The sequence below is a fragment of the Shewanella sp. genome, assembly GCF_047975355.1.
Taxonomy (GTDB): domain Bacteria; phylum Pseudomonadota; class Gammaproteobacteria; order Enterobacterales; family Shewanellaceae; genus Shewanella.
In genome coordinates, this window is sequence record NZ_JBKEDJ010000001.1 from 64287 (window position 1) to 88375 (window position 24089).

Sequence of the window (24089 nt, forward strand, 5' to 3'; positions counted from 1 at the left end):
TACTGTTAGCGTTTAAGCCGCGCCCTACTGGCGAGTCTTGCGTTGTAGACTTTTGGCCTGACTCAAGATTTCATTTAAAAACACTGAATCGGATTGCTTTGCCAACATCACCGCTTTATTGGAAGCTTCAATGGCGAGTACGGTTTGACCATCAAGATCGTAGGCGGTTGCTAAGCTATCCCATAGCACCTCAGACATAGGAAACACCTTTGTCCCTTCCTGTAAAATCTCCACGCCCCACGCGGTTTTTTGCTCATAGCTGGCCTTGAGACCATAGACATTATATTGCTGGGCAGAAAGCGGAAACTCATATCCGAAGACCGCCGTTTGCTGGTGATAGAACTGCTTTAACGCCTTTAGCGGCATCACCGCGATTTCGGGCACCGCATTCCAATTCGCAAACAGCATCTTTAATGCCTCAACATTGCCAATAAGCGGGGTGCTGTCATGGGTTTCTTCGGGGAAGCGTTTATCAAACCATTGCAACATTTGGGCTGAAGGAGGCTTCACAGACGGGCTATTACCTAAGGTATTTTGCAATTGGGTGATTTGGGCAGCAAAGGCGCTGGCCATCTCGTTGGGTTCACTGGCCATACTCAAAAACCAGCGCATGGGTTTTGTCCGTTTGGCAACGGCTAACTTAGCGGACTCGCGGACAAGCCAATTATTGTCCCACCAAAGGCTTGGGCTGATGGATATCGCCGCATTAAACCGAGTATCGGGCGTCAGAGCCACATAACTGCTGAATAGCCCGCCCAAAGAGTGCCCCGACAGTATGTGGTAATCGGCAATGCGATATTTCTGGCCCAAGCTGCTGAGTAGTTCTGTTTCTAAAAACTGCCTGTAATTCTCTGCTCCGCCACTTCGGTCTTTAAACTGTTCTAATTGGGTCGGCGTAAACGACTTTAAACGATTATTCGAGCTGACCCCCACGACAATCAGCTCAGGGATAATGGCATAACCACTTAAAAAACCGACATTCGCGGCAATATGCTCAAATTGTGTCGAGCCATCCAAGACAACTAAAACTGGATAACGAAAATCGCTGGAATGACCATAGGTATCGGGGAGTTTGATTTGTAAGTTAATGTCATCATTCAATATTTCAGAATGGATCTGCATCTTGTCTGCCTGCGCCATCACCTGCATCGACAAGAAAAAAATCAGCCCTAATACTATCCGCATCGTTTACCTCCATGAATAATGTCAGCTAAGTTACTGGTTTTTATCAAGACACTCAAATTATTAACACTATTACGTTACGAGAAAGCCCAGATTAGCCACAAATGGCAGTAAGGTTCTCAATCGAAAATACCTATCTAAACTCGGCGGGATAATCTTGTATACTTCACCCCACGCAATGACGAATGCATAAGTGCGCTGGATGCCTTACCAACCCCAGTGACACCATAAAAACTAGGAACACCTATGTTAGGAACGCTAAAAAAGCTGCGCGCACACTTAGATGAGGCGCAACAAGTACAGTATCAACTGGTTGTTGGCGACGAGTTGCTGCCACTGAATCCCTTAATCGGCAAGCCGTTAACCCTGACCCACACGGGTAACATCTTCTGCTGTAACTGCGGTAAAAAGACCAAAAAGAGCTATTCGCAAGGCCATTGCTTTGTGTGTATGCAAAAGCTCGCCAGTTGCGATATGTGCATTATGAAGCCCGAAACCTGTCACTTTGACCAAGGTACTTGCCGCGAGCCAGAATGGGCGCAAAGCCATTGTTTTGTGCCGCATTATGTTTATCTATCCAATACTTCGGGCATCAAAGTCGGCATCACTCGCCACACGCAATTGCCTACTCGCTGGATAGATCAGGGTGCGACTCAAGGTTTACCGATTTTTAAAGTGTCGACACGACAAATCTCGGGTCTAGTGGAAGTGGAGTTAGCCAAACTCATCAACGATAAAACCCACTGGCAAACCATGCTTAAGGGCCACGCCGACGATATCGATTTAAATGCTAAGGCTGCGGAACTGATCCCGCAAATCGAAGCCAAGCTGCACGAAATCGGGATGCAAAAAGGCGATTACAGTATCGAGCGTTTAGATGAAACGATTCAGTCGATTCACTATCCTATCGACACCTTTCCGAAGAAGATCACTTCCCACAACTTAGATAAAAATGAGGTGGTAAGCGGGATTTTACAGGGGATTAAAGGCCAATATCTGATCTTCGATACGGGCGTTATTAATATTCGAAAATTCACATCCTATGAAGTCAGCGTAGCGTTAGCTAACTAATATCAGGTAAAACTCCTGTCAAATGAGTGTGTTGAACGCCGTTATGGCTGTCAGTACACTCATTGCTCTTATTGCAAAACCGTGAGATGAGCAAAGTGAAGCGGCTAGATAGCTTCACTTGGCATAGCGGCGTAGTGTAAAGCATAAGCCCCACGCAACGCTCGCCATTCTGGGATAAGCCTGATTCAGATGAGATTGAAGCTATTGAACTGAGGCTTTGCCCTAACCCACTTGCGCTGCCATATGAACAAGTTCCCAGATATGTCCATCGGGATCTTCAAACGCGTGGCCGTACATAAATCCTTGATCTTGCGCTTGACGATAGGCTTTGCCGCCATGCTGCTCGGCAAGCTTGACCAATTGGTCGACACGCTCACGACTGTCGCAATCTAGGCAATTGAGCACCTCTGTCGTGGTATGGGCATCGGCAATAGTCTTATCCGTAAATCCAGAGAAGAAAGGCTTCGCAAGCAGCATCACATAAATATTATCCGCAATCACTACGCAAGCAGCCTGCTCATTGCTGTATTGCTCATTGATACCAAATCCTAAGCCAGCGTAAAAAGCCCGTGATTGTTGAACACTTTCAACCGCTAAATTAACAAAGATACTTTGCGCCATCATAATCTCCCTTTATAGATCCTCAGCGGACGTCACATCCTGTCCTGTAAAAATACCTGTAACTGTAAATAGCTCAGAGAACAGTCTAGTCAATCATTGCGACATCCTAAACTCGTGTTCCTGCAACATCATAAGGCGAGTATTTTACTCGCCTTATCACTGTCACCTTATGACTGTCACTTTATAACTATCACTAATAATGTTGCCAAGATAACTGCGCTATTGCACCGCATGGGTGGCGGGTAGCGATAACAACATTTCATCGATTAAACCATCGAAACGGGCCTTAACTTCGTCCATATCTTTAATGTTGGCAAAGCCTTGGGCAAGGACTCGCCAGACCATTTCGGTAGGTTGACCTACGACTCCTGTCGGCTTAAAAAAGCTAATCAGCACTGAACCTTTGTCGTATTTTTTAGGATCGACACCTTGGTCTGACAGCCCCGGCACTAAGCCTGCGGCGGCGAGTATCTGTTCATCCGACATTTGTGTACCCATGGCAACCCCGAAACCCACTTGAAAGTCCGCAAGCTGCGGATCTTCGACCCAGCGATACCCTTTAGTCAGCAGTATTTTTTTAAGCGTATCCCGCATATGTTGCTGGACTTGCTGTTTATCGAGCCTGCGGTCAACAAAGATCTTCTGTAATGTGGGATGCCAGGTATAAGTCATGGCACTCGGCGGTAATTGACTTAAATCCCCCGATGTCACGACTGTGGTTCGCTGCGCCTGCGAATCATCCACACTCATACAGGCCGTCAGCGCGGCAAAGCCTATGGTTAATAGCGTCAATAAACGCCCAATCGTTTGTGGTAAAGACATACTTATTCCTTTATTGCGTTTTTTACAGCTTAAGGATAGTTGTTATTTTTCAGACTGAAAGTCGATATGCATCATAGTGTTAAATAATGGTTATCGACAAGGATTGCGGCAAATTAACCCCAAGGTACTCACCTCTGCCCAATTCGTTATGATTTGTTACTTTATAATGCCCGCAGGGCGTATAGGCGCGGCTCAATTTACTCGCTAAAATGCCTCGCCAAGCGTCTGTGCCGCTTGTTAGCCAAGGCTAAAATTCAATCACTATGCCAAAAACGACAACAAAAGGTGTGAAATAGATCTATGGAGTTAATACTCGCTATCGCGTTGTTTGCCTTCTCATCGGGGATCACCCCTGGGCCTAACAACATTATGCTGATGACCTCAGGGGTCAACTTTGGCGTTAAACGCAGTATTCCGCACCTGATGGGGATTAGCCTTGGATTTCCCACCATGATCCTCGCCATCGGCCTAGGCTTAAGTGCCATATTCCAAACCTATCCGATTATCCACCAAGTGATTAAAGTGATTGGGATTGTGTATCTCTTGTACCTGTCTTGGCTGATTGCCAACAGCAGTAGCAAGATGGAAGGCAAGAGTATCGCTAAACCCTTTAGCTTTCTGCAAGCTGCCGCATTTCAATGGGTTAATCCTAAAGGCTGGATTATGGCCGTGGGCGCGATAGCCACTTTTACCTCGGTACAACAGGATCTCACGCCGCAAGTCATCACTATTGCCACTGTGTTTTTATGTGTGGCCTTTCCCTGCGCCGTGGTATGGCTTGGGTTTGGCGTGGCGCTTAAACGTATTTTGAAAAACGAACGCCAGCAGAAAATCTTTAATATCACTATGGCCGTCTTGCTTGTGGCGTCTATCATCCCTATGATCGCCCCCTAATTTTGGCCGTAAGAGTTAAGCACTAGCATGAATGAGATAGATCTGATCATTGAACAAACCGATAACTGGGTGAAAAAAGTGATCATGAAATACAATATTTGCCCCTTCGCCAGACGTGAGGTCGAGCGTGGCAGTATTCGCTATCTCGTGGTCGAACAAACCAAAGTCAAGCTAGTGCTTAAGGCATTGATTGAAGAATGCCAATACCTAGATGCGCACCCCGAGGCCGAGACCTCACTATTTATTCTGCCGCGGGGTTTTGAGGGCTTTTACACTTACCTCGATCTCGTCGATATGGCGAACGATGCCTTATTCGACAACGACTATGAAGGCGTGTATCAACTCGCACATTTTCATCCCGATTATTGCTTTGAGGATGAACCACAGGACTCGGCCGCCAATTTTACCAACCGTGCGCCCTACCCAACCCTGCATATTATTCGTGAAGCCAGCATGGAGTTAGCCCTTGCTAACTACAACGACCCCGAATCGATTCCCGAGCGTAACATTCAGTTTTGTGAGCGTAAGGGTAGCGAGTTTTTTATTAAATTACTCGCTGAGTGCATGGGGAAATAGCCTTTATTTCAAAGCTATAAACTCAATAATCTCTAGACTTAGGCTTTGGAAAAGGTCGTACTGTTTTACACCCAGTGCTCTCCATTTCTCATTGCCATAGCGACGATTCTTATAGCTATCGATACGCCATTCATCGGCTTTTTTGAGGACGATAAACAGATACTCATCTTCAAAAGGAGTGTTGGTTTTAATATAGATTTCGGCTCTGTTTTTATTCTTAAAGCTCACTTGCAACTCAAGGGGATGGTCGCAGCCATTAAACTTTGAAGGAAAACCAAAGCAGTTGCGAACTTTACCGCCGTAAACACGGGGCTTATCGGTACAAAACCCATCGAATAAGGGGGGAGATTTGTTCATTGAGCAGTGCAAACCAATCGGTCCGCTCTGCATAGTGGAACTCAGTTTCGGGCACGGCCTTGCTTAAAGCTTCTTCCTCTGCTTGATGTTTGGCGTAGAGATTATTTTCAATGCCATTCCAGCTTGTGCAGAAAGATAAAATACGCTGTGTTAAATACGCTTTTAATTCAATGTCATCCGTGTCGATTATCTTGTCCTCTCCTAGGGATACTTACGGCCGACACTATAATCAAACGGCCAGTTCGTCACAAGTCTTGTCCTTGAGATACTATTTATAAAAACATAAATAGAATTCATTGGCTTAGAGTCATTTATCCAAAGCATTCTCCTCGGTATTTCGGCACTTTTTTCTCCTCTATCATTGTCACCCTTTTTTTACAGCTTAATATATTTACAAATTGCTACCTATGTTGTTTATTTGTTAAATACAGTTTCCTGTGTTAGGTTGAAATCGCCTAAGTCATCAGACGCCCGTCTGTCCATAGGAGCGCAAGTAGATGCTCCGTGTCGCTTAGGTCTTACAACCTTGATAACAATGGAGCAAGCACAATGAAATTAACCAAAATCGCCAGTGCCGTTATTGCCTTATCTGTGGGCGTTATTGCCCAAGCCCATGCAGATGACAATCGTTATGTCATTCAAGTCGAAGCGGGTCATAAAGGCATTGTTAAGGCCCTTGCTAAAAAGCTCGGTGGTGAAATCAATCTTGAAGGGGATGAATTTATTGCTGCGACTTTTACAGGTAAAGATCTCGCCCAAGTAAAAGGCCTGCTAAACAACCCGCATATCACCCTGATTGAGGAAGACGTTCGCCGTTATCCTATGGCGCTGTATAATGACGATGCGGGCAATCCAATGACCCAGCAAGTCACGCCCTATGCGGTATATCAATCCCATGCTAATCAAGTGACCTTTAACCCAAATGCGGGCATGAAGGTGTGTGTTATTGACTCAGGTTTAGATAGCTCAAACCCAGATTTTAACTGGAACAACATCACTGGCGACAACGACCCTGGAACGGGTAACTGGAATCAGAACGGTGGCCCACACGGCACTCACGTGGCGGGTACCATTGGCGCGGCAGACAACAATATCGGTGTAGTCGGTATGGCGCCTGGCGTACCTATGCACATCGTAAAAGTATTCAACGCATCGGGTTGGGGTTACTCCTCTGACTTAGCCTATGCGGCAAACAAATGTAGCAATGCTGGCGCTAAGATCATCAGCATGAGTCTAGGTGGCGGCGCAGCCAACAATACCGAAAAGAATGCCTTCGATGCCTTTACTGCTGCCGGTGGTTTAGTGGTCGCGGCTGCGGGTAACGACGGTAACTCAGTGCGCTCTTATCCAGCGGGTTATCCATCGGTAATGATGATCGGTGCTAACGATGCCAACAATAACATTGCCGACTTCTCCCAATACCCAAGCTGCGTGAGCGGTCGTGGGAAAAAAGCCGTCAACGATGATGGTATCTGTGTTGAAGTTACCGCAGGTGGTGTCGATACCCTATCAACCTACCCTGCTGGCATAGCAACGGCCTCAACCTTAACCGCCGATGGCGCGACAGTTGCGTCATCAGCAATGGAAAACCCAGGTTCAGCCACAGGCAATACCTACTTTATGGGCACGGCTCAGGCAGTGGATTCTGGCGCGAACGGTAAGATTTGCGTAATCGATCGCGGCGTGATTTCCTTCCACGATAAAGTACTTAACTGCGAAAACTCAGGCGGTGTCGGTGCAATCGTTATCAACAACGTCGCGGGCATGCTCTACGGCACTTTGGGTGATACCAACGCCACCACCATTCCTGCAGTTGGCGCTGCATTTGAAGATAGAGCGAGCCTAATCGCTGCACAAAACGCAACGGTTTCAATCGATTCGGTTGACTACGGCTTTATGAGCGGTACTTCAATGGCCACACCAGCAGTATCGGGTATGGCGGCACTGGTATGGTCTAACCATTCACAATGTACTGGTACACAAATCCGTAAGGCACTCAAAGCAACGGCAATGGATGCGGGCACTGTGGGCAAGGATAACTACTTCGGTTATGGTATCGTCAACGCGAAAGCGGCCGATGCTTACCTCACTACCTATGGCTGCTCTGGCAAATAGTATTTAGCCAAGATAATCCCAATAAAAAAACCAGCACTTGTGCTGGTTTTTTTATTATCGACAAGGTTTACTTAAACCAGCCTTTAATACTCGCAAGTAATGAGCGACTGTAAAAAGGCACGCTCTTGGCTTGGCAAAATGTCGCGATAGGCTCGACGCTGTCGCCATGTAAATGATGCACTTTGATAGGCCAGCTGTCCTGCCCCAGTTGACGCTCGAGCAACTTCACATCGCCACGAATACGATTAATATCCTCTGATTTTTCAGCGGGTAACTGGATCACTAGGCTTAAGGCATGGTCCGAAGTACTTCGAATAAAGTCCAAGCGTGACGATTCCAGCAGATAGGCCTTCTCGACGGTTTTATAGTTCGACAATAACCCTTTGAGCTGGGCGAAATGGGGATACTCATGGGGCTCGATATTACCAAATAACGAGAGCGCGCCCCTGTGCTCCACCAGCTCAAGCTGCGATGACAACATCAAGCGCACTTCGTGTGCATCCAAGGATTTCGACATATTGCTGTTAGGATTCAACGCCATATCGCTCCCCGATTGCAGCAACACTTGGAACAGCGTCTCGGCATCGAGCGTCATCACCCCATGGTGCGCAGTGCCTTCGCTCTTCATCAATTCGATGGCCTTATCGACGGCAGTTTGAGATGTGAAAATCGGCGTAAAAGGATGATCACTACCATCCTCGAGGGGGACATACCACTGGGTGATGCCGATAGCCATCGCACCTTCACCAGCCTCGGGCGCCTCAGTGCTACTCTCACTCAAGATAAACAGGGTTGATTGGCTAAGTTGTTGATAAAACTCGGCCGCAAAGAGATTGTCTTGGAGGGCCTTCACAAAACTTTGTTCGAGTGGAGTTGTCGCTTCTAAGGTGTACAACATTGGCAAACTTCCTGTTATTAAGCGGTTCAGTCCTTTACTATCAAAAAGTTAAAAATAATTTTTAACCATTCGATTCACACTGACCAGATTAAATCGCGTGGGCATGGTAAAACATTGAGGGCGTCGAATCGAGTAAAACATCCCACAATTGGAATCAAAGCAGGCACTTAGCACTATACCGAGCCTGCGCAGTCGCAAACTCGGCACTCACTGACTCGGCAATCAAGGATAAGGCTAGGATTGATTAGAGACTTAATCCCCACATCTCGAAGGCATCGCGGCAAAGCTGCTCACGAAAATCCGGATGGGCGATATTGATCAGAGCCTGCGCCCGCTCGTGCAGGGAGCTGCCACGCAGGTTCGCCGCGCCATACTCGGTCACTATGTAATGCACATGGGCACGCGTCGTCACGACCCCAGCACCGGGCGATAACACAGGAGCAATGCGAGAAATCTTGCCGCCCGAGGCGGTACTTGGCAAGGCAATCACTGAGCGGCCGCCTTCGGACAGCCCTGCGCCGCGAATAAAGTCCATCTGCCCGCCAACACCCGAATAAATCTTAGTGCCTATCGAATCGGCGCAAACTTGGCCCGAAAGATCGACCTGCAATGCCGAGTTAATCGCCATCACATTGGGGTTTTTACGAATGATGGCTGTATCGTTCACCTGCTCGATATCCATAAAAATGACCGCAGGATTATCATCCACATAGTCGTATAACTTCTGGCTACCTAAGGCAAAACCTGTGACCAGTTTTCCGGGGTAAAAACGTTTCTTGCTGTTGTTAATCACACCCTTTTCGACCAACTGCAAAATCCCGTCAGAAAACAACTCGGTATGCACACCTAAGTCTTTATGCTCGGTCAGGCAAGACAACACTGCATCGGGAATCGCGCCAATGCCCATCTGCAAACAATCGCCATCACGCACTAATTCGGCCACGTTTTTACCTATCGCCAAACTCACGGCATCGCCGGTGGCAAAGGCATGGATGGGTAAACTGGCGCTCTGTTCATACACGGCGGCGAAACGGTCGATATGAATGAAACCATCGCCGTGGGTGCGGGGCATTTGCGGGTTGATATGGGCGATAATTTTACCCGCCACTTGGCAGGCGGCTAAGGTGGCTTCCACCGAAATCCCTAAGGAACACATGCCGTGTTTATCGGGCGGCGACACTTGGATAATCGCGGTATCGATTTTTTGCTCGCCGCTGCGGAACAGTTTAGGCACTTCCGAAAGGAAAATCGGCACATAATCGGCGTCACCGCTTTGCAATAACGGCCGAGTCGGCACTCCACCAAAGAAACAACGATGGCGCAAATGACCTCGTAAATCGGGATGACTTAAGGACTCGGCGCCTTCGGTATGTAGCTGTAATAAGGTGAGATTTTCAAGGGTGAGCGCATGTTTTGCCAGCGCATCCAATAAGACTCTGGGGGTCGCCCCCATGGAATGGGTCCACAGGGTTTCGCCACTTTGAATGAGCGATACCGCTTCGAGGGCACTTTGACACACAATCGCAGGCATACTGAATTCCTTCGCTAAACTGATCCCCATCCCTTTGCGCTTCTTGTGGCGAGGATGCGCCACACGCTTTGCATCTCCGCTCCCCCAAGGGATCCGCAAAGCCAATACCGCAAAGGAACATTTTATTAGCAGCAGTGTAAGCGAGTTCTAAAGTAACTAACATCCATTTCAACGACTTAGTCCGATTCTTTACTAATACTTTGCGTTAAGTCAAAACTCGCACCCAAAGCGAGAGCCGTTAATCCAAACGTTTAGAGAATCGCAGGCTCGCCACCAGCAGGCCTAAACAGGTAAAGCCAATCATCCACAGCGCATCAAATTGCAAGTCACTCACCTCGGCATCCCTCAGCACAATCGCGCGGGACATGCGCATAAAGTGCGTCGCGGGTAACGCCTCGGCAATCCACTGCGCCGCCACGGGCATAGCCTCGTAGGGGAACATAAAGCCCGACAACAGAATCGACGGCAGCAGGATAAACACCGTCATCTGCATCGACTGTAACTGGGTTTTCGCTATGGTCGAAATCACTAGACCTAAGGTCAAACTGGCGCAGATAAACAACATGGCCGCCAGCGCAATCGAGTCCAAGCCACCACGAATCGGCACGGCAAACAGCAAATGTCCAGCGGTAAGAATAATAGCCAGTTGCACAAAACCCACTAATACATAAGGGGTGATTTTCCCAAGCATTAGCTCGAGTGGCCTCACCGGCGTGGTGATTAAAAACTCCATATTGCCCTGCTCACGCTCACGCACAATCGCGGCCGAGGTAAACATCACCATGGTCATAGTCAAAATCACCCCCAAGAGGCCGGGGACGATATTCACCACAGAACGCTGCTCAGGGTTAAAGTACTGCACCACCTCAAAACTGGGGGGATTCGATTTGACCGCCCTGCCCGCGATTTCATCCAGCGGCATTTGCCTTAAACTGCGAATAGTGGAGGCGACCACGGTATCCGAGCCATCCACTAACCATTGACCCACGGGCTCGGCAAAATAGGCCTGCCCCGCAAAGGTTGGATGCCGCACTAAACGCTCGTCGAGATTGGCGCCTAAATACAGCACGGCTTTCACTTCGCCCCGTGTGATGGCCGCATCCGCCTCGGCGGCACTCAGATAGCGATTTTTAAAATCAACGACTTGAGTCGCTTCTACCGCCTTAACTAAGGCGCGGCTATAGGCGGAGTCGCTTAAATTAACTAAACCTGCGGGCAAATGGCGCGCATCGGTATTGATGGCATAGCCAAACAGCATCAACTGCACTAAGGGGATCATCACTATCATGCCGAAGGTCATGCGATCCCGCGATAACTGCCTGAGTTCTTTGACCACCACGGCCCAAATTCTACGTAGCATCTTGAGCCTCCACTGTCGTGGCCTGACTGCCGTTTGGCGGCATTAGCTGGGCACGTCCACCCGTGCAGGTGACAAACACATCCTCAAGGCTTGGGCGCACTTCGGTCAGTGCTCGCCCCGCAACCCTTGGGCTTAACCAAGCCAGTGGATCTGCAATCGAACTTTGCACTAATACCCGTAAACGACTGCCAATCTGCGCCGCCGATAACACGTTGGCGTCGCTGATAAGCGACTGTTTAAGCTTACGTAAATCTTCCCCCGACACTTCAATGACCCGCGCACCCATGGCCGCCATTAATTGTTGCGGCGAGCCATCGGCACGTTTTATCCCTCTCTCTAGGATGGCTAAACCATGGCAACGCTCGGCCTCATCCATATAATGGGTCGAGACTAAAATCGTAGTACCTTGGGCGCAAAGATCGAATAAGCGCTCCCAAAACTCGCGGCGATTTTCAGGGTCGACCGCCGATGTCGGCTCATCGAGAAATAACAGCTCGGGGTGATGCAAGGTCGCGGCGGCTAGGGCTAAACGCTGCTTTTGCCCGCCACTCATGGAGCCCGCCATTTGCTTCTCGCGCCCCGCCAAATCGTAAAGGCTTAATAACTCGGCCAAACGCGCCTTGGTTTGGCGACGATTCAGCCCATAAATTTGCGCCACAAACTCGAGGTTTTCCCGCACCGACAGGTTGTCGTAGAGGGAGAATTTTTGCGTCATATAGCCAATGCGGCGGCGCAGTTTTTCCTCGGCACCGGGCAAGGTTTCCCCCAGCACCCGAATATCCCCTGAGGTTGGGCTGAGCAGCCCAGTCAACATTCGAATGGAGGTCGATTTGCCACAGCCATTGGGGCCTAAAAACCCATAAATCGTGCCCTTAGGGATCGCCAAATCAAGGTCTTCGACCGCATTGATGCCGCCAAAAGCGCGGGTCATACCGCGGGTTTCGATAGCAAATTCAGGAGTCGCGCTTGATGTTTCTGCCGCTGATGTCCCAGCGACTGATACCCCTGCTGAAACCTGTTGAGCACTCATGGCAGCTGTACCTCAAGGGCCATTCCGGTGGGTAAACCCTGCCCTTCTGGCGCAATATCGATATCGGTGAGATACATCAGTCTCGCCCTATCGCGTTCATTTAAGGCATAAAAAGGAGTGTAAGCCGGTTGACTGCGGATATTACGCACTGTGCCTGCAATAGGCTGCGCGCGGCCATCGACAAGGATCTTCACTTGGCTACCCGCCTTGACCCTATCGAGCCAAGTCGCAGGCAGATACACCCGCACATAGGGATGCTCAATTGCCAATAAACCAATGAGTTGACTGCCTGCGGCCACCCTGTCGCCCACCCGCCAAGGTAAGGTATCCACTACTGCGGATCTTGCTGCCACTAGGCTTAAATCCTTGAGGGCTTTTTGCTCTTGTGCCACGCCAGCCATGGCCGCCTCGACTGCGGCTCTGGCCTGTTCGAGTTGCTCGCTGCGGGTACCGTTTTGCAGCAGTCTTAGGCTCTGCTCGGCTTCGGCCTGCTTGGCAAGGCTGGTATCACGCGCTGCGCGCGCCGCATCTAAGTCCGCTTGGCTAAGCACCTTAGTCTTAAATAACCGCTGCGTGCGCTCAAAATTCTGCTGCGCCTCTTTCACGCTGGCATTGGCACCGTCGAGGCCGGCGCGGGCTTTATCTATATCTTCCGAGCGAGCACCCGTCACGGCTTCCTCTAGCTTGGCCTGCGCCTGTTTAAGTTCGGCCTGACGCTGGCCAAGGCGCGCCTGAGCGGCTGTACTATCCAGCTCGAGTAACACTTCCCCTGCCTGCACTTGCTGGCCTTCGACCACATTAATCCGCTTGATCAACTCCCCCACGGGCGCGGTGAGGGTTAACCTGTCACGCTCGACGGTGCCCAGCACGCGGGGCGATTCATCGCCGCAGGCCGTCAATTGCAGCAACAACGCCGCGCCCAATAGACTCGCCACCAGCTTGCCCCATCCTCGGGGAGAAGGTTGCCGCGCCTTAACCGACCTAACTATTAACCTATTGGTTAAAATCATAATTCACTCCTAGGTTCACGCATCACCCCCTGCGTGAATACCTGCATATTGTGTAGCGCTAACCGTTGTAAATCCGTGCCACTGGTACTAAACAGGCCAAACTGACGCATTAAAACCGGGGGCGCGATCAGCGGAAACACCATCAAACTGACAAAACTGAGGCGCACAAAATTTGGATCTAGCCCCTCCTTGAGAATGCCTGCGCTAACAAATGAAGCTTCGAGCCATTGGCGCGAGAGGGACAACATTTGCTCAAACACAGACAGCATGATCCGATAGGCTTCGGTGCCATCACTCTCCTGCAGCACACGGACAATCAATCGCGGTAATCCGGGGTTGGGCGCCATCACCCGATAATAGGTTTGCATTAAATCGCCCACATTATTAGGCGCTTGCGCCGTGGACACTTCTCGTAAACGGGTAATTACAGGCTCGAGGGTTTCGCGCACCATCTGCTCAAACAGCCCAGCCTTAGAGCCAAAGTAATAACGGATAAGCGCCGAATCCACCTCGGCCACTCGGGCAATTTCACGGGTCGACACTGTGGGATAACTGCGTTCACTAAAGAGGCTGACGGCGGCGGTGATCAGCCGTTGGCGCGCATCTGAGTTGCCCTTAGGGCGGCCTGCCGCCTGGGAGGTGTCGGCATGAGTAGCAAATGGAACCACCCCACGGGGGCGGCTGGGAATAAGCGACATAACCAGCTCCAGCAGAATGCATCTATTGATGAATATACTGAAAAGCTGCTGGAAAAGGCAGCAGTTAAATTCCTCATTTTGATTCAAATTGAGGAATTTAACCTAAAAGGCTTAAGGTAGAGGTTTCAGCCGCTTAAGCCACTTTTACCTCTCACTGAACGGCTTAAACGCAGGAGTTAAGCTTAAGGCTCAGGCTTGAAGGCTGAGATTTTAGCCCTACAGCTTATGCCCCTTTAACGATGGCGCTTAAACGTGCGATAAATTGCTGCACAGCTTCAAGGGTATCGAAACTAAACGCCAATCCGTAGTGGGTTTCGTTAAGGCTCTTATGTAACCGCTTGGGGAATCGCGTCATTTCCGCATTATGGTAATAGTCATACTTAGCATGTACGCCCGCTAAGGTGACTAACTCGCTGGAAAACACCTCAAAGGCCGGGCGAATAACCAACTGCGCGGTTTTGCCCTCCATATGCAGATAAAATGCTTCCTTGGTTTCCGGCAACATATATTCGGTAATGCTCTTCACCGAAAAATTGCTGCGACAATTTAGCTCGGTTAAACAGCGGCTCATTTCCTGTTGTGTAATAGCCAAAAGTGCCTCCTGAAAGTGTAAACATCTTGATATACAGAACAACAAACTGATTAGTCGTTCAGTGTTAATAAAAATAATTTCCCACAGCTTTAGGCAAATTTAAACAGCTTAATACGCCATGCGTTTTATTAGCGTTTACTGATCAAGTAATTAGCGTGTCCATCCACCCTATTAAAACACAGTCAAAAGATTGTCGCTATGTCATTAAATTGTATGGTGAATTTTTGCTTGCCAGCAGAAAATGTTGCGACTAGGTTAATAACCCAGAGTGGAAGTCGGGCCAGTTTACCCCCCGATGCTAAAGCCTAGTAATGATGTGTTTTCGGCTTCCATTCCCAAGGTTTCGCCGTATTGATTAAACCTGACAAAAGATTGCCATGCCGAACGCTGCGACTTAACGCCATTCACCCGACACTCAATGGCCATTAGCAATGGACTGCAAGGCCGTGCTCAATCACTAAGAGATGAGAAACACCCATGAAGATAAAAAACACCTTAATGCTCTTGGGTCTGTTAGCTGTCAGCCCCGCGGTATTTGCTGCAACGGGTATCGCCTTTGTCCACGGAACGGGGCACCAAACCAATGCGTTAGCCGACTATTGGACATCGGAGTTTGTTAACTCGGTACGCCAAGGTATCCCCGTTCCCAATAATTACACTGTTATCAACTGTGACTTCGACCAATATATGTGGGAAGAAACCGCCGCAGGCTGTCTTGCCACTCAGCTCAATAGCTTTATTCAAGCGAAGAATATTGATGATTTAATCCTGCTCACCCACTCCAATGGCGGCAATGTGGTGCGCTGGATTTTATCCAATCCCACCTGGGACAGCCGCTATCCAGCGGTGATCAACGCCACCTCCAGAGTCATCGCCCTCGCGCCATCGAGTGGCGGCACGCCGCTGGCCGATGCGGTCAATCAGGGCAATGTGTTCGAAACCAGCCTAGGTTGGCTCTTAGGCTATGGCAGCAATGCGGTCAAACAACAGCAAGTTGGCTGGATGGCAAACTACAACAACACCTTGCTCTACGGCACAGCTGGTCGCCCGAGTTTAGGTAAACCCTTCGAGGTGGTTGTCGGCTCGGATGTGGATTCCGCCATTTGGGACAGCGACAGCTACTGCGCAGGCTATCAATATCAGGTCGCCCTCGAAACCACCCAAAACTGGCTCGATAGCTGCTCCGACGGCTTCTTAAATTGCAGCTCCCAAAAAGCCGCAGGCACAGTCTGGTTTACCGATAAACAAAAGACTCGAGGCCAAGAACCGTTAAGCCATCAGCAGAGTCGCCGTGCCTGTTTTAACTTAGACACGCTGATCCGCAACCATATTTAAGGAGCCAACTATGCCACCTTTCACACTCCGCACCTTAAGCAAAGCGGTCAGCTTGGTCATCTTAGCTGGCCTGCTCGGTGCTTGTCAGGATGAATCGACCACGCCTGAGCCACAAAAAGAAGCCAGCCCAATGTATGCCAAGGGCTTAACCTTATCAGCGCCAACAGATAGCGATCTTGTCGATACCAATATCGCCGCTCCAACCCTCGCGCCGATTAACACCAGTACCGATTATGTCAGCTTTATCACCCCGCTCTATGGCGAATACCAAGCCAGTCAGCCCGTGCTTGAGCAGGCAAGCCAGAGTGATGAGTATTGGCTTAATGTCACCGGCGCCGAGCTGAATGCGGGCGTACAGCTTAACTTGAGCCAAGCGGGCAGCTTAGTGCGGATTGCGCCCCGCGGCGATGTCAGCACAGGCGCCTTAATGCATGCCGATGCCGTAGCCCCTGAGCGGGTGCAAATTCAGCGGATAGGCCACACGCCGCAGGGGAAAAACGCCAGCAGCCCGCAAGCAACAGAATCTTTAGTTAAATCGCTGGTGAGCGCCGACGCCTTAGCCAGCGCGGGACTCGCCGATGATTCCAGCGCACTGCAAATGTCTGAAAAAGCCACGGCCGGAAAATATCGCCTACAAGTCAGCCAGCCCTTGGTCGCTAAGGCCAACTATCTGGTCAACGTGAAGGAAAAAGGCTCGCCCTATCAACTGAGCATCAAGGCACCGAGCGCGATTGCGGCCGATGCCCAAACGCTTGGGGTAAAACTCGCCTTAAGCCAAAGCGATAATCAATTTGCGCCTCAGGCCAAACTCAAACAAGCCGATGGTACAGAGCAAGCGCTGGCCATGGTGAAACAGGGGGATGAATGGCAGGCTTTAGTGCCCGCAGACTTGCCCCTTGCCAGCAGTAATGCGGGGCTGAGTGAAATCGAAGTCACAGTCCAGACTCAGGTCGATGGCCGCCCAGTGCAGCGCACGGTGAAAACCGCCTTTAAGTCCTATGTGAACTCGGCCAGCATCAAGCCAGAAGTGCTGACCGTTTGGGACAAAGGCGTGCCGAATCAAGTCAACTTTGAGCTAAATGTCGCCGAGGCGGGACGCTTTGGTTTGAGTGGTGTGCTCACGGGCACCAATTCCGAGGGCCAAAAAGTGGCGATTATGCGCACCCAAGCGGCAACTTGGTTAACGCCCGAATCCCCCAAACTCAAGCTGATGTTTGACCCAACACTTATCCAAGCATCCGGTCTGCAACCGCCCTTTGAACTCAACGAGCTTGAGTTGCAAGACCAAGGGCAAATGGCGCGGTTAAGTTTTCAGGCCAACGCACTGGTACTTAGCCGCTAACGACTGTGTTTAGCCGCTAATTCACTTTTCATTTTCCACTTCTCCCTTCCCAACCGTTTTGAGTGCCCACCCGGGCACTCTTTTTTTTAGCTTGATGCTGTCAGCCTCAGTTAAAGCCACACAGACAAGGCACCAGATAAATGGCTAACAAAGGTTTCCAAAATGCCGCATGAGATCACAAATGAGTGATAAAGCAGGTGCCAGAGGACGCAATATAGTCACAATAACGATATAAAATTTACATTGATTACCGAAGGTTATTCCTTTTAAATAACAAAGTGTCTAGGCATAATGTCAATGTTTTGACGTCATGCAAATTGATGACACTCAATCTACAAAACGCGCTAACTATAAAAATAACAATGGCTAACGGCACCGCGATTCCCCCGCCTTAGTCGATGCTTAAGCAATGGAAATCCTATGAATGACAGCACATTTTTTTTGGGTGAATGGCAAGTCAATCCCAGTGCCAACAGCCTACTCCTTGGTAAACAAGTCAAACAACTTGAACCTAAGGCGATGGATGTATTGTTGTTTCTCTGCCAAAACGCGGGTGAAGTGGTCAGCAGCGACGAAATTGTTAGCCATTGCTGGCCGGGAGTCGACACGGGCGACAATCCACTGCACAAGATTATCAACCAGTTACGTCGCGCCTTAGGCGATAGCGCCACCGAATCCCGTTACATTGAGACCATTCGCAAACGTGGCTATCGCACCTTAGCCGAGGTTCGCTTTCCCGTCGGCCATGAGGCCAGCGCCACGCCACAAACTTGGCAAGGTGGCTCGCCGTTTCCGGGCCTGCAAGCCTACAGCGCCAACTATGCCGACGTATTCTTCGGCCGCAGCGAGCAAATTAGCACGCTGCTGAATCGCATTAGCCAACAAATCCAGTTTGGCCGCGCCTTCTGCTTAATTTTGGGCCCGAGTGGCAGCGGTAAATCCTCCTTAATTAATGCCGGTGTATTGCCTAACCTCATGGCCGCCAATGGCTTTAATGGCGTTGGGGTTGTGGCCTACAGCAGCCTCGATTTTGCCGATGTCAGTAAGGGACAACTGCTCACCGTACTGGCCAGTGCCATGCTCGACTGGGAGCTAAACAACACCCCAGTATTTGAGGGAATGAGCGCAGACTCGCTTGCCGCCAAGCTTGAGCAAGATCCACAGAGCATTGTCGACACATGTAAACAAAGCCTTAAAAATCATGCCTTTGCTACACCACGCTTCGCCTTATTTATCGACCGATTAGAAGTATTATTATCATCGCCGCTGTTTAGCGACGCCGAGCGCAGCGCCTTTATCGAGCTATTAGAGTGCCTTGCCACTTCCCATGCGGTGTTAATTTTAAGTGCCTGTCGCAACGACTTTTATCCGCTGTTGGTCAATTATCCCAGCCTGATGGCGGGCAAAGCGCGCGGCGCCCATTTCGACTTAGCGCCGCCCACTCGCACCGAGCTGTTGCAAATGATCCGCCTGCCAGCCGTTGCCGCCAATTTAACCTGGGAAATCGATAGCGATACTGCCATGCCGCTCGATGAAATGCTCTGTAGCGATGCCGCCAGCAACCCAGATGCGCTGCCTATGTTGCAATACACCTTGCAGGCGCTGTACTTACAACGCAGTGACGATGACAAACTATTAGTCTCTGTGTATCGCACCTTGGGCGGCATCGAAGGCGCTATCGGTAAAAATGCCGAGCAGGCCATCTCCCATTTAACCGAGGCCGAAAAAGCCAGTCTGCCGCGGATTTTGTCCCTGTTAGTCACCCTGCGTGAGGATGAAAAATCCATCACCAGCCGCACCGCCCGCTGGTCACAGTTGCAAAGCACGGCCGAAACCGCCCTAGTGCAAGCCATGGTCGATAGCCGCTTATTTGTGTCCCATCTGCAAAATGGTGAACCCTGTTTTAGCATCGCCCACGAAGCCCTGCTGCGCCGCTGGCCAAGGGCGACGGCGTGGATCAGCGAACATAGCGACAGCCTTAGCATTAAGAGCAGACTACAGCATTTATCCCAACGCTGGCTCAGCGAAGCCAAACACAGCGCCTACTTATTGGCTGAGGGTAAACCCTTAAAAGAGGCCCAAAGCCTCAGGCAAAACCCCTTATTTGACTTAGACGAGCGGGAAACCGACTTTATTGCCGCCTCCAGCAAACGCGCCACTATGCTGCGCTGGACGAGACGCGTTACCGTCGCCCTGCTGTGCGTACTCACCTTAACCTCAGTCATTATGAGCGTTCGCAGTATCGAAGCCGAAAAGCTGGCCCAGCAAAAACGCCTCGCCGCCGAAGATCTGCTCGGGTTTATGGTGGGTGACTTCGCCGATAAGATGCGCGGCATCGGCCGAATGGACTTACTCGACGGGATCAGCAATAAGGCATTGGAATATTTCACGGATTTCTCCAGCCAAGACGATGAGAAGTACTTAAGCTTCGACGCCCGCTTCCAGCATGGGCAGACCTTAGAGGCCATGGGCGAAGTCGCCTATTCACGCAATAAAATCGATGAAGCCCGCAGCGCCCTACTCGCCGCACAGGAAAAAATGCTACCGCTGCTCGAATTGCAGCCAGAAAACTTAGCCCTGCTAAAAACCTTAGGCGCCAATGCCTTTTGGTTGGGTCAGCTTAAATATGATGTGAAAGATTGGGCGGCATCTCGCCCCTTCTTCGAGCAGTACTTAGCCTATAGCCAAACCATGTACACCCTAGCGCCAGAGGATAAAGATGCGCTGATGGAGCTGTCCTATGCCCATAACACCTTGGGCTCAGTGTCGATGAAGCAACAGGACTTTGCCAAGGCACAGCAAGATTTTGAAGAGTCATTACGATTAAAGCTATTGGCACTGGCCAAAGCCCCCGAAGATAGCCAACTGATTGCCGATGTTGCTAATGCGCGTTCTTGGTTAGCAAGTGCAGCGCTCGCACAAGGGGATTTGCTATCGGCGATAAATATTCATATTCAACTCCAACAAGAGCTGAGCAAAAATATTAATCAACCGTATATTTTAGATAGGCTGTCAGCGAGCCATCAAATTCTAAGTGAGTTATATGATTATCAAAACCAAATCGACTTATCTCTACGTCAAGCTCAACTTGGTTTGAAAGCAATTTCAAGAGCGTTAGAGCAAGACCCTGGGAATGATATATGGATCAGACAAAAGTACACTTTGAACTTTAATCTACTCGCAATCTCAGATGCAGAGTCAAATGATGTTTATAACTTAAAGGATTTACTAGATTCCGATATGAAATTAAGTTCATCGACAAAAAGAGATGAGATTTACGCAAGTTATTTTCTGGCGGCAGCAAAACACTTTCAACGACAAGGACTGATTACTGAAAGCAGATATTATGCATCTGAGGCAAGACATGAATTCCAGAAAATATCAAAAAAGTTCAACCAAAGCACAAACTTCACATCAAGTTTAGCTGAGAGCATATTATTGGAAGCAAAAACTGTTCAAGATAAAAAAACAAAGAATGAGTTATGTAATACTGCGAAGAATTTAATATCACCAATACTAGAAAAAGATAAATCACCAGACTTTACTGTCATCTATATAAAGTCACTTGACTGCCTTGGTGAAGTTGTCAATGATGAAGACTTAAAAAACTTATTATTTGAATCTCATATAGTTAATACTAAATTTTAATCAAAAAAAGGAAGTTTATATGTTAGTACCACAAGGCTCCGCTCAATTTATCAAAGTGAATGTCACCCTAGAAAATGGTGAACCTGTATTTATCTATACCGATGCCAGCGGCGAGCAGTGCCCAGGTGATGTCACCATCACCCAAGCCAGCACTGTAACCTATTTACTTAATGACCAAACCGGTAAAGGACTAAAATTTGTCGGTGTGGGTTTTGTGACTCCATTCGATGAAGTTGTCGATGCAGTGACCATCAGCAGCGATGGTATGTTAGTGCAACTTGTTGACCTCGATAGAACGCCAGGCACGACTAAGTTCCAATTTGTGCTGAGCAATACCACCAATACTCTGCTGATATTAAGTCCTGATCCAGAAATTATTAACCGTCCAGAAAACTAATCTTTGTTAAAAGAGGACTGCTATTCAGTCCTCTTTTTCTCTCACAGCTCACCATTTCGCCACAACCCAATAGCAAAGCAGGGACCAATAAGTGGGGACAGCCAATAAGTGGGGACAGCCATATATCTCCCTCACGACCAAAAAAGCAGGGACAGCCATATCTTTTTGGCCTTTCGCACTATCTCGACTAGGCTTTACCTTATCTCGGGTTTGCCTATCTGGAGTGTATGATGACCTCGGCCAGAAGAATGCTTATCGATGCTAATACTACACCCTTCTACCATGTGATTAATCGCTGTGTCAGAAGGGCTTTTTTATGTGGTGAAGATAAACTCACAGGCCGCAGTTATGAACATAGACGAGGCTGGATTGTAGATAAAATCAAAGTGTTATCCACTATTTTTTGTATTGATATTTGCGCCTATGCGGTGATGAACAACCACTATCATCTCGTCCTCAAAATTGATCTTGATAAGGCGAAATCCTTAACTCCAAAAGACATTATCAGCCGCTGGTGTCAGATCACTAAAGGCCACGGCGTTGCCACTAAATATATCAATGGTGATGCCTTAATCGAGGGTGAGCGACTGCTGCTCGATGCCTTAATTACCGAGTGGCACGAGCGATTAAGCAGTATTTCTTGGTTTATGCGTTGTTTAAATGAAGAAATTGCCCGTAAAGCGAATCGAGAAGATGAATGCAAAGGCGCCTTTTGGGAAGGTCGTTTTAAATCCCAAGCACTGTTAGATGAGCAAGCATTACTAGCTTGTATGATGTATGTCGATTTAAATCCTATTCGAGCGGGCATTGCCGATTCTTTGCAATCCTCTGATTTTACATCGATTCAAGAACGTCTAAATACACTTAACCCTGATAGCGTTGCCCCCCAGTTGGCCAAAACTACCGCAGATAACCCACTGCCAATATCACACAAATCCCTCGCAAAATTTGATGGTGCAACACATCTTAATCAGCAAACGGGTATTCCCTTCCATTTTGCCGATTATCTCGAGCTCATTGATTGGACTGGCCGCGCGATTCGCCATGATAAAAAAGGGTTTATCGATAATCAGCGGCCAAAACTGCTTAATGAGTTAGGGATTGCATCCGATGCATGGTTGCTTTCAGCCAAGGAGTTTCGCCGCCAGTACAGTGGTATAAGTGGTCGATGGGATGCCATGTGTGCTTTCAAACTCCAACAAGGTGGCAAATGGTGCCGAGGAAAATCCCATAGCCAAGCGCTACATCCAAGCCGTATTGACGGGCTCGCGTTGAGCTAAATTAGACCGACAACGCGCATTCTGCTCCATCTTAGTTCTTAGGATTAAATGCTTTTTGTCCAATTTGCTATAGGAAAAAGCAAACTACCGCACTGCTATCTCACTTCAAAGCATAATTCCCAACTCAGAAGGTAAAATTTAAAGCATTTAAAATCATAAAGTTAAACCAGAAGGTAAGCAGAAGGTATCTTTTCTTCCACCAGAATAAAGTCATCCTCAGAAAAGCGCCAAGCGCAGATGATTAAAGTTCACGGAGAAAGATAACAATGACAAACTCACCGAAACTGGCACGCCAACACCCCGCCTTATCCATTGTCGATGATGCTGCATTGCCCGCAACTCAGCATGTAAAGGCTGCCGAGCTACCGCTGAACTTTTTCGAGCACTCCTCTCTCGAGACCATTGAACTCTTTATCCAACATTTAACCGAGCCAGTGATCCTAGTGAATGCCAACGGTTTTATCCGTTCGTGCAATCAGCGCAGTGCCGAGCTACTCGATTGTCCACAGGCGAGTTTAAAGGGCCAAGACTGGCGCAATTTTTTGACCGAACATCATCAAGCGCGCTATGACAGCCTGCTGAGCCACGATGTGCAATTAGGCACTAATTGTGGTCACCCCGTGCAGCACCCTGCGCAGGAAACCACGCTGATCTGCGCGTCCGGCAAGGCAAAAGATATTGAGTTATCTATCTCTTATATTCCCAGCCATGAACCCGTATTTGTGATGGTGATGCACGATTTAACTCACCATAAGGCGGAAAACCTAAAGCTGCGTAAGTTGGCCGCCACCGACTCCCTCACCCAACTGGCGAACCGTCGCTATTTTGATGAAATGCTGCAACAGCACTGGGAAGAATGCACCGCCAAACTGCGCCCTATCAGCGTAGTCATTATCGATGTGGATTATTTTAAGGTGTTTAATGATCAGTTTGGTCATATCCAAGGTGATGAATGCCTTAGAAAAATTGCCAAAGTGATCGCCACTATTGTGCCTATCGAAATCGGTCTTGCGGCCCGTTACGGCGGCGAAGAGTTTGCGCTGATCCTGCCTAACCACAATGCCAAAATGGCGCTGACCATAGCGCAAAAAATCCAGCAAGGGATTAATGACATTCGTTTTGCTGACCAAGGACTCTGGGATTATGTCTCGGTAAGTGCCAGCCAAGGGATTGCCAGTGAAGTTAATGGCCAGTTCCGTACCTCACTCGCCATGGTGTGCGCCGCCGATACTGCGCTTTACCGCGCCAAGGCCGATGGTCGTGATCGGATAAACGCCTCACTGTAGGCAGTGGTGATTGCAGCTTAAGCAATCGTAAGGGAATGAAATTA

The 24089-nt window shown here is 49.0% G+C and carries 21 protein-coding genes; 10 read left to right on the forward strand and 11 right to left on the reverse strand.

The window, feature by feature from the left end:
* Nucleotides 1-24 precede the first annotated feature (24 nt).
* Nucleotides 25-1185, reverse strand: a complete 1161-nt coding sequence (locus ACK5NH_RS00285) for an alpha/beta hydrolase (protein WP_416917304.1) — start codon at nucleotides 1183-1185, stop codon at nucleotides 25-27.
* 243 nt (nucleotides 1186-1428) lie between these two features.
* Here ACK5NH_RS00285 and ACK5NH_RS00290 point away from each other — a divergent pair, with 243 nt between their 5' ends.
* Nucleotides 1429-2253: a DUF2797 domain-containing protein gene (locus ACK5NH_RS00290; protein WP_416917305.1), complete on the forward strand. Its 825-nt coding sequence runs from the start codon at nucleotides 1429-1431 to the stop codon at nucleotides 2251-2253.
* Nucleotides 2254-2475: 222 nt separating this feature from the next.
* Here the strand turns inward: ACK5NH_RS00290 and ACK5NH_RS00295 are convergent, their stop codons facing one another.
* Together ACK5NH_RS00295 and ACK5NH_RS00300 are read right to left on the reverse strand one after the other, a co-directional pair.
* Nucleotides 2476-2874, reverse strand: coding sequence for a VOC family protein (locus tag ACK5NH_RS00295; protein ID WP_416917306.1), 399 nt, complete (start codon nucleotides 2872-2874; stop codon nucleotides 2476-2478).
* Nucleotides 2875-3093: 219 nt separating this feature from the next.
* Complete coding sequence (locus ACK5NH_RS00300; RefSeq protein WP_416917307.1) at nucleotides 3094-3696, reverse strand: hypothetical protein; 603 nt, start codon at nucleotides 3694-3696, stop codon at nucleotides 3094-3096.
* Between the two features lie 300 nt (nucleotides 3697-3996).
* Here ACK5NH_RS00300 and ACK5NH_RS00305 point away from each other — a divergent pair, with 300 nt between their 5' ends.
* Together ACK5NH_RS00305 and ACK5NH_RS00310 are read left to right on the forward strand one after the other, a co-directional pair.
* Complete coding sequence (locus tag ACK5NH_RS00305) at nucleotides 3997-4590, forward strand: LysE family translocator (protein WP_416917308.1); 594 nt, start codon at nucleotides 3997-3999, stop codon at nucleotides 4588-4590.
* Nucleotides 4591-4617: 27 nt separating this feature from the next.
* On the forward strand, nucleotides 4618-5166 hold the full coding sequence (locus ACK5NH_RS00310) for a DUF1415 domain-containing protein (RefSeq protein ID WP_416917309.1): 549 nt from the start codon (nucleotides 4618-4620) through the stop codon (nucleotides 5164-5166).
* Between the two features lie 3 nt (nucleotides 5167-5169).
* On the opposite strand, the gene ACK5NH_RS00315 is transcribed toward ACK5NH_RS00310, so the two are convergent.
* Complete coding sequence (locus tag ACK5NH_RS00315) at nucleotides 5170-5523, reverse strand: NTF2 fold immunity protein (RefSeq protein WP_416917310.1); 354 nt, start codon at nucleotides 5521-5523, stop codon at nucleotides 5170-5172.
* Between the two features lie 549 nt (nucleotides 5524-6072).
* Here ACK5NH_RS00315 and ACK5NH_RS00320 point away from each other — a divergent pair.
* On the forward strand, nucleotides 6073-7638 hold the full coding sequence (locus ACK5NH_RS00320; RefSeq protein WP_416917311.1) for a S8 family serine peptidase: 1566 nt from the start codon (nucleotides 6073-6075) through the stop codon (nucleotides 7636-7638).
* 67 nt (nucleotides 7639-7705) lie between these two features.
* Here the strand turns inward: ACK5NH_RS00320 and ACK5NH_RS00325 are convergent, their stop codons facing one another.
* The 7 genes from ACK5NH_RS00325 to ACK5NH_RS00355 all read right to left on the reverse strand — a co-directional run bounded on the left by ACK5NH_RS00325 (nucleotide 7706) and on the right by ACK5NH_RS00355 (nucleotide 14736).
* Nucleotides 7706-8536: an SseB family protein gene (locus ACK5NH_RS00325; RefSeq protein ID WP_416917312.1), complete on the reverse strand. Its 831-nt coding sequence runs from the start codon at nucleotides 8534-8536 to the stop codon at nucleotides 7706-7708.
* Between the two features lie 244 nt (nucleotides 8537-8780).
* Nucleotides 8781-10067 (reverse strand): acetyl-CoA hydrolase/transferase family protein, encoded by a 1287-nt coding sequence (locus ACK5NH_RS00330; protein ID WP_416917391.1) that lies wholly within the window; start codon nucleotides 10065-10067, stop codon nucleotides 8781-8783.
* Nucleotides 10068-10305: 238 nt separating this feature from the next.
* Nucleotides 10306-11427: an ABC transporter permease gene (locus tag ACK5NH_RS00335; RefSeq protein ID WP_416917313.1), complete on the reverse strand. Its 1122-nt coding sequence runs from the start codon at nucleotides 11425-11427 to the stop codon at nucleotides 10306-10308.
* The gene (locus ACK5NH_RS00340) at nucleotides 11417-12358 is read right to left on the reverse strand and encodes an ABC transporter ATP-binding protein (RefSeq protein WP_049770343.1); all 942 of its coding nucleotides are present in this window, start codon (nucleotides 12356-12358) and stop codon (nucleotides 11417-11419) included. Before ACK5NH_RS00340 ends, ACK5NH_RS00335 begins: the two co-directional genes overlap by 11 nt.
* Nucleotides 12359-12453: 95 nt before the next feature.
* A complete protein-coding gene (locus tag ACK5NH_RS00345; protein ID WP_416917314.1) occupies nucleotides 12454-13467 on the reverse strand; it encodes an HlyD family secretion protein in 1014 nt (337 codons plus the stop codon).
* On the reverse strand, nucleotides 13464-14165 hold the full coding sequence (locus ACK5NH_RS00350) for a TetR/AcrR family transcriptional regulator (protein ID WP_416917315.1): 702 nt from the start codon (nucleotides 14163-14165) through the stop codon (nucleotides 13464-13466). The genes ACK5NH_RS00345 and ACK5NH_RS00350 overlap by 4 nt, the downstream gene beginning before the upstream one ends.
* A gap of 223 nt (nucleotides 14166-14388) precedes the next feature.
* Nucleotides 14389-14736, reverse strand: coding sequence for a hypothetical protein (locus ACK5NH_RS00355; RefSeq protein ID WP_416917392.1), 348 nt, complete (start codon nucleotides 14734-14736; stop codon nucleotides 14389-14391).
* A 498-nt stretch (nucleotides 14737-15234) separates the two neighbouring features.
* Here ACK5NH_RS00355 and ACK5NH_RS00360 point away from each other — a divergent pair, with 498 nt between their 5' ends.
* The 6 genes from ACK5NH_RS00360 (at nucleotide 15235) to ACK5NH_RS00385 (ending at nucleotide 24045) form a co-directional block, all read left to right on the forward strand.
* Entirely contained in the window at nucleotides 15235-16092 is an 858-nt protein-coding gene (locus ACK5NH_RS00360) for a hypothetical protein (protein WP_088210687.1), read from the forward strand.
* 10 nt (nucleotides 16093-16102) lie between these two features.
* Nucleotides 16103-17434: a DUF4785 domain-containing protein gene (locus tag ACK5NH_RS00365; protein ID WP_416917316.1), complete on the forward strand. Its 1332-nt coding sequence runs from the start codon at nucleotides 16103-16105 to the stop codon at nucleotides 17432-17434.
* 420 nt (nucleotides 17435-17854) lie between these two features.
* Nucleotides 17855-21082, forward strand: a complete 3228-nt coding sequence (locus tag ACK5NH_RS00370; RefSeq protein ID WP_416917317.1) for a winged helix-turn-helix domain-containing protein — start codon at nucleotides 17855-17857, stop codon at nucleotides 21080-21082.
* A gap of 19 nt (nucleotides 21083-21101) precedes the next feature.
* Nucleotides 21102-21479 carry a DP-EP family protein gene (locus ACK5NH_RS00375; RefSeq protein ID WP_416917318.1) on the forward strand — a complete coding sequence of 126 codons (378 nt, stop codon included), beginning with the start codon at nucleotides 21102-21104 and terminating at the stop codon, nucleotides 21477-21479.
* Between the two features lie 230 nt (nucleotides 21480-21709).
* Nucleotides 21710-22759 carry a transposase gene (locus ACK5NH_RS00380; protein ID WP_416917319.1) on the forward strand — a complete coding sequence of 350 codons (1050 nt, stop codon included), beginning with the start codon at nucleotides 21710-21712 and terminating at the stop codon, nucleotides 22757-22759.
* Between the two features lie 266 nt (nucleotides 22760-23025).
* Nucleotides 23026-24045: a diguanylate cyclase gene (locus ACK5NH_RS00385; protein ID WP_416917320.1), complete on the forward strand. Its 1020-nt coding sequence runs from the start codon at nucleotides 23026-23028 to the stop codon at nucleotides 24043-24045.
* Nucleotides 24046-24089: the final 44 nt, after the last annotated feature.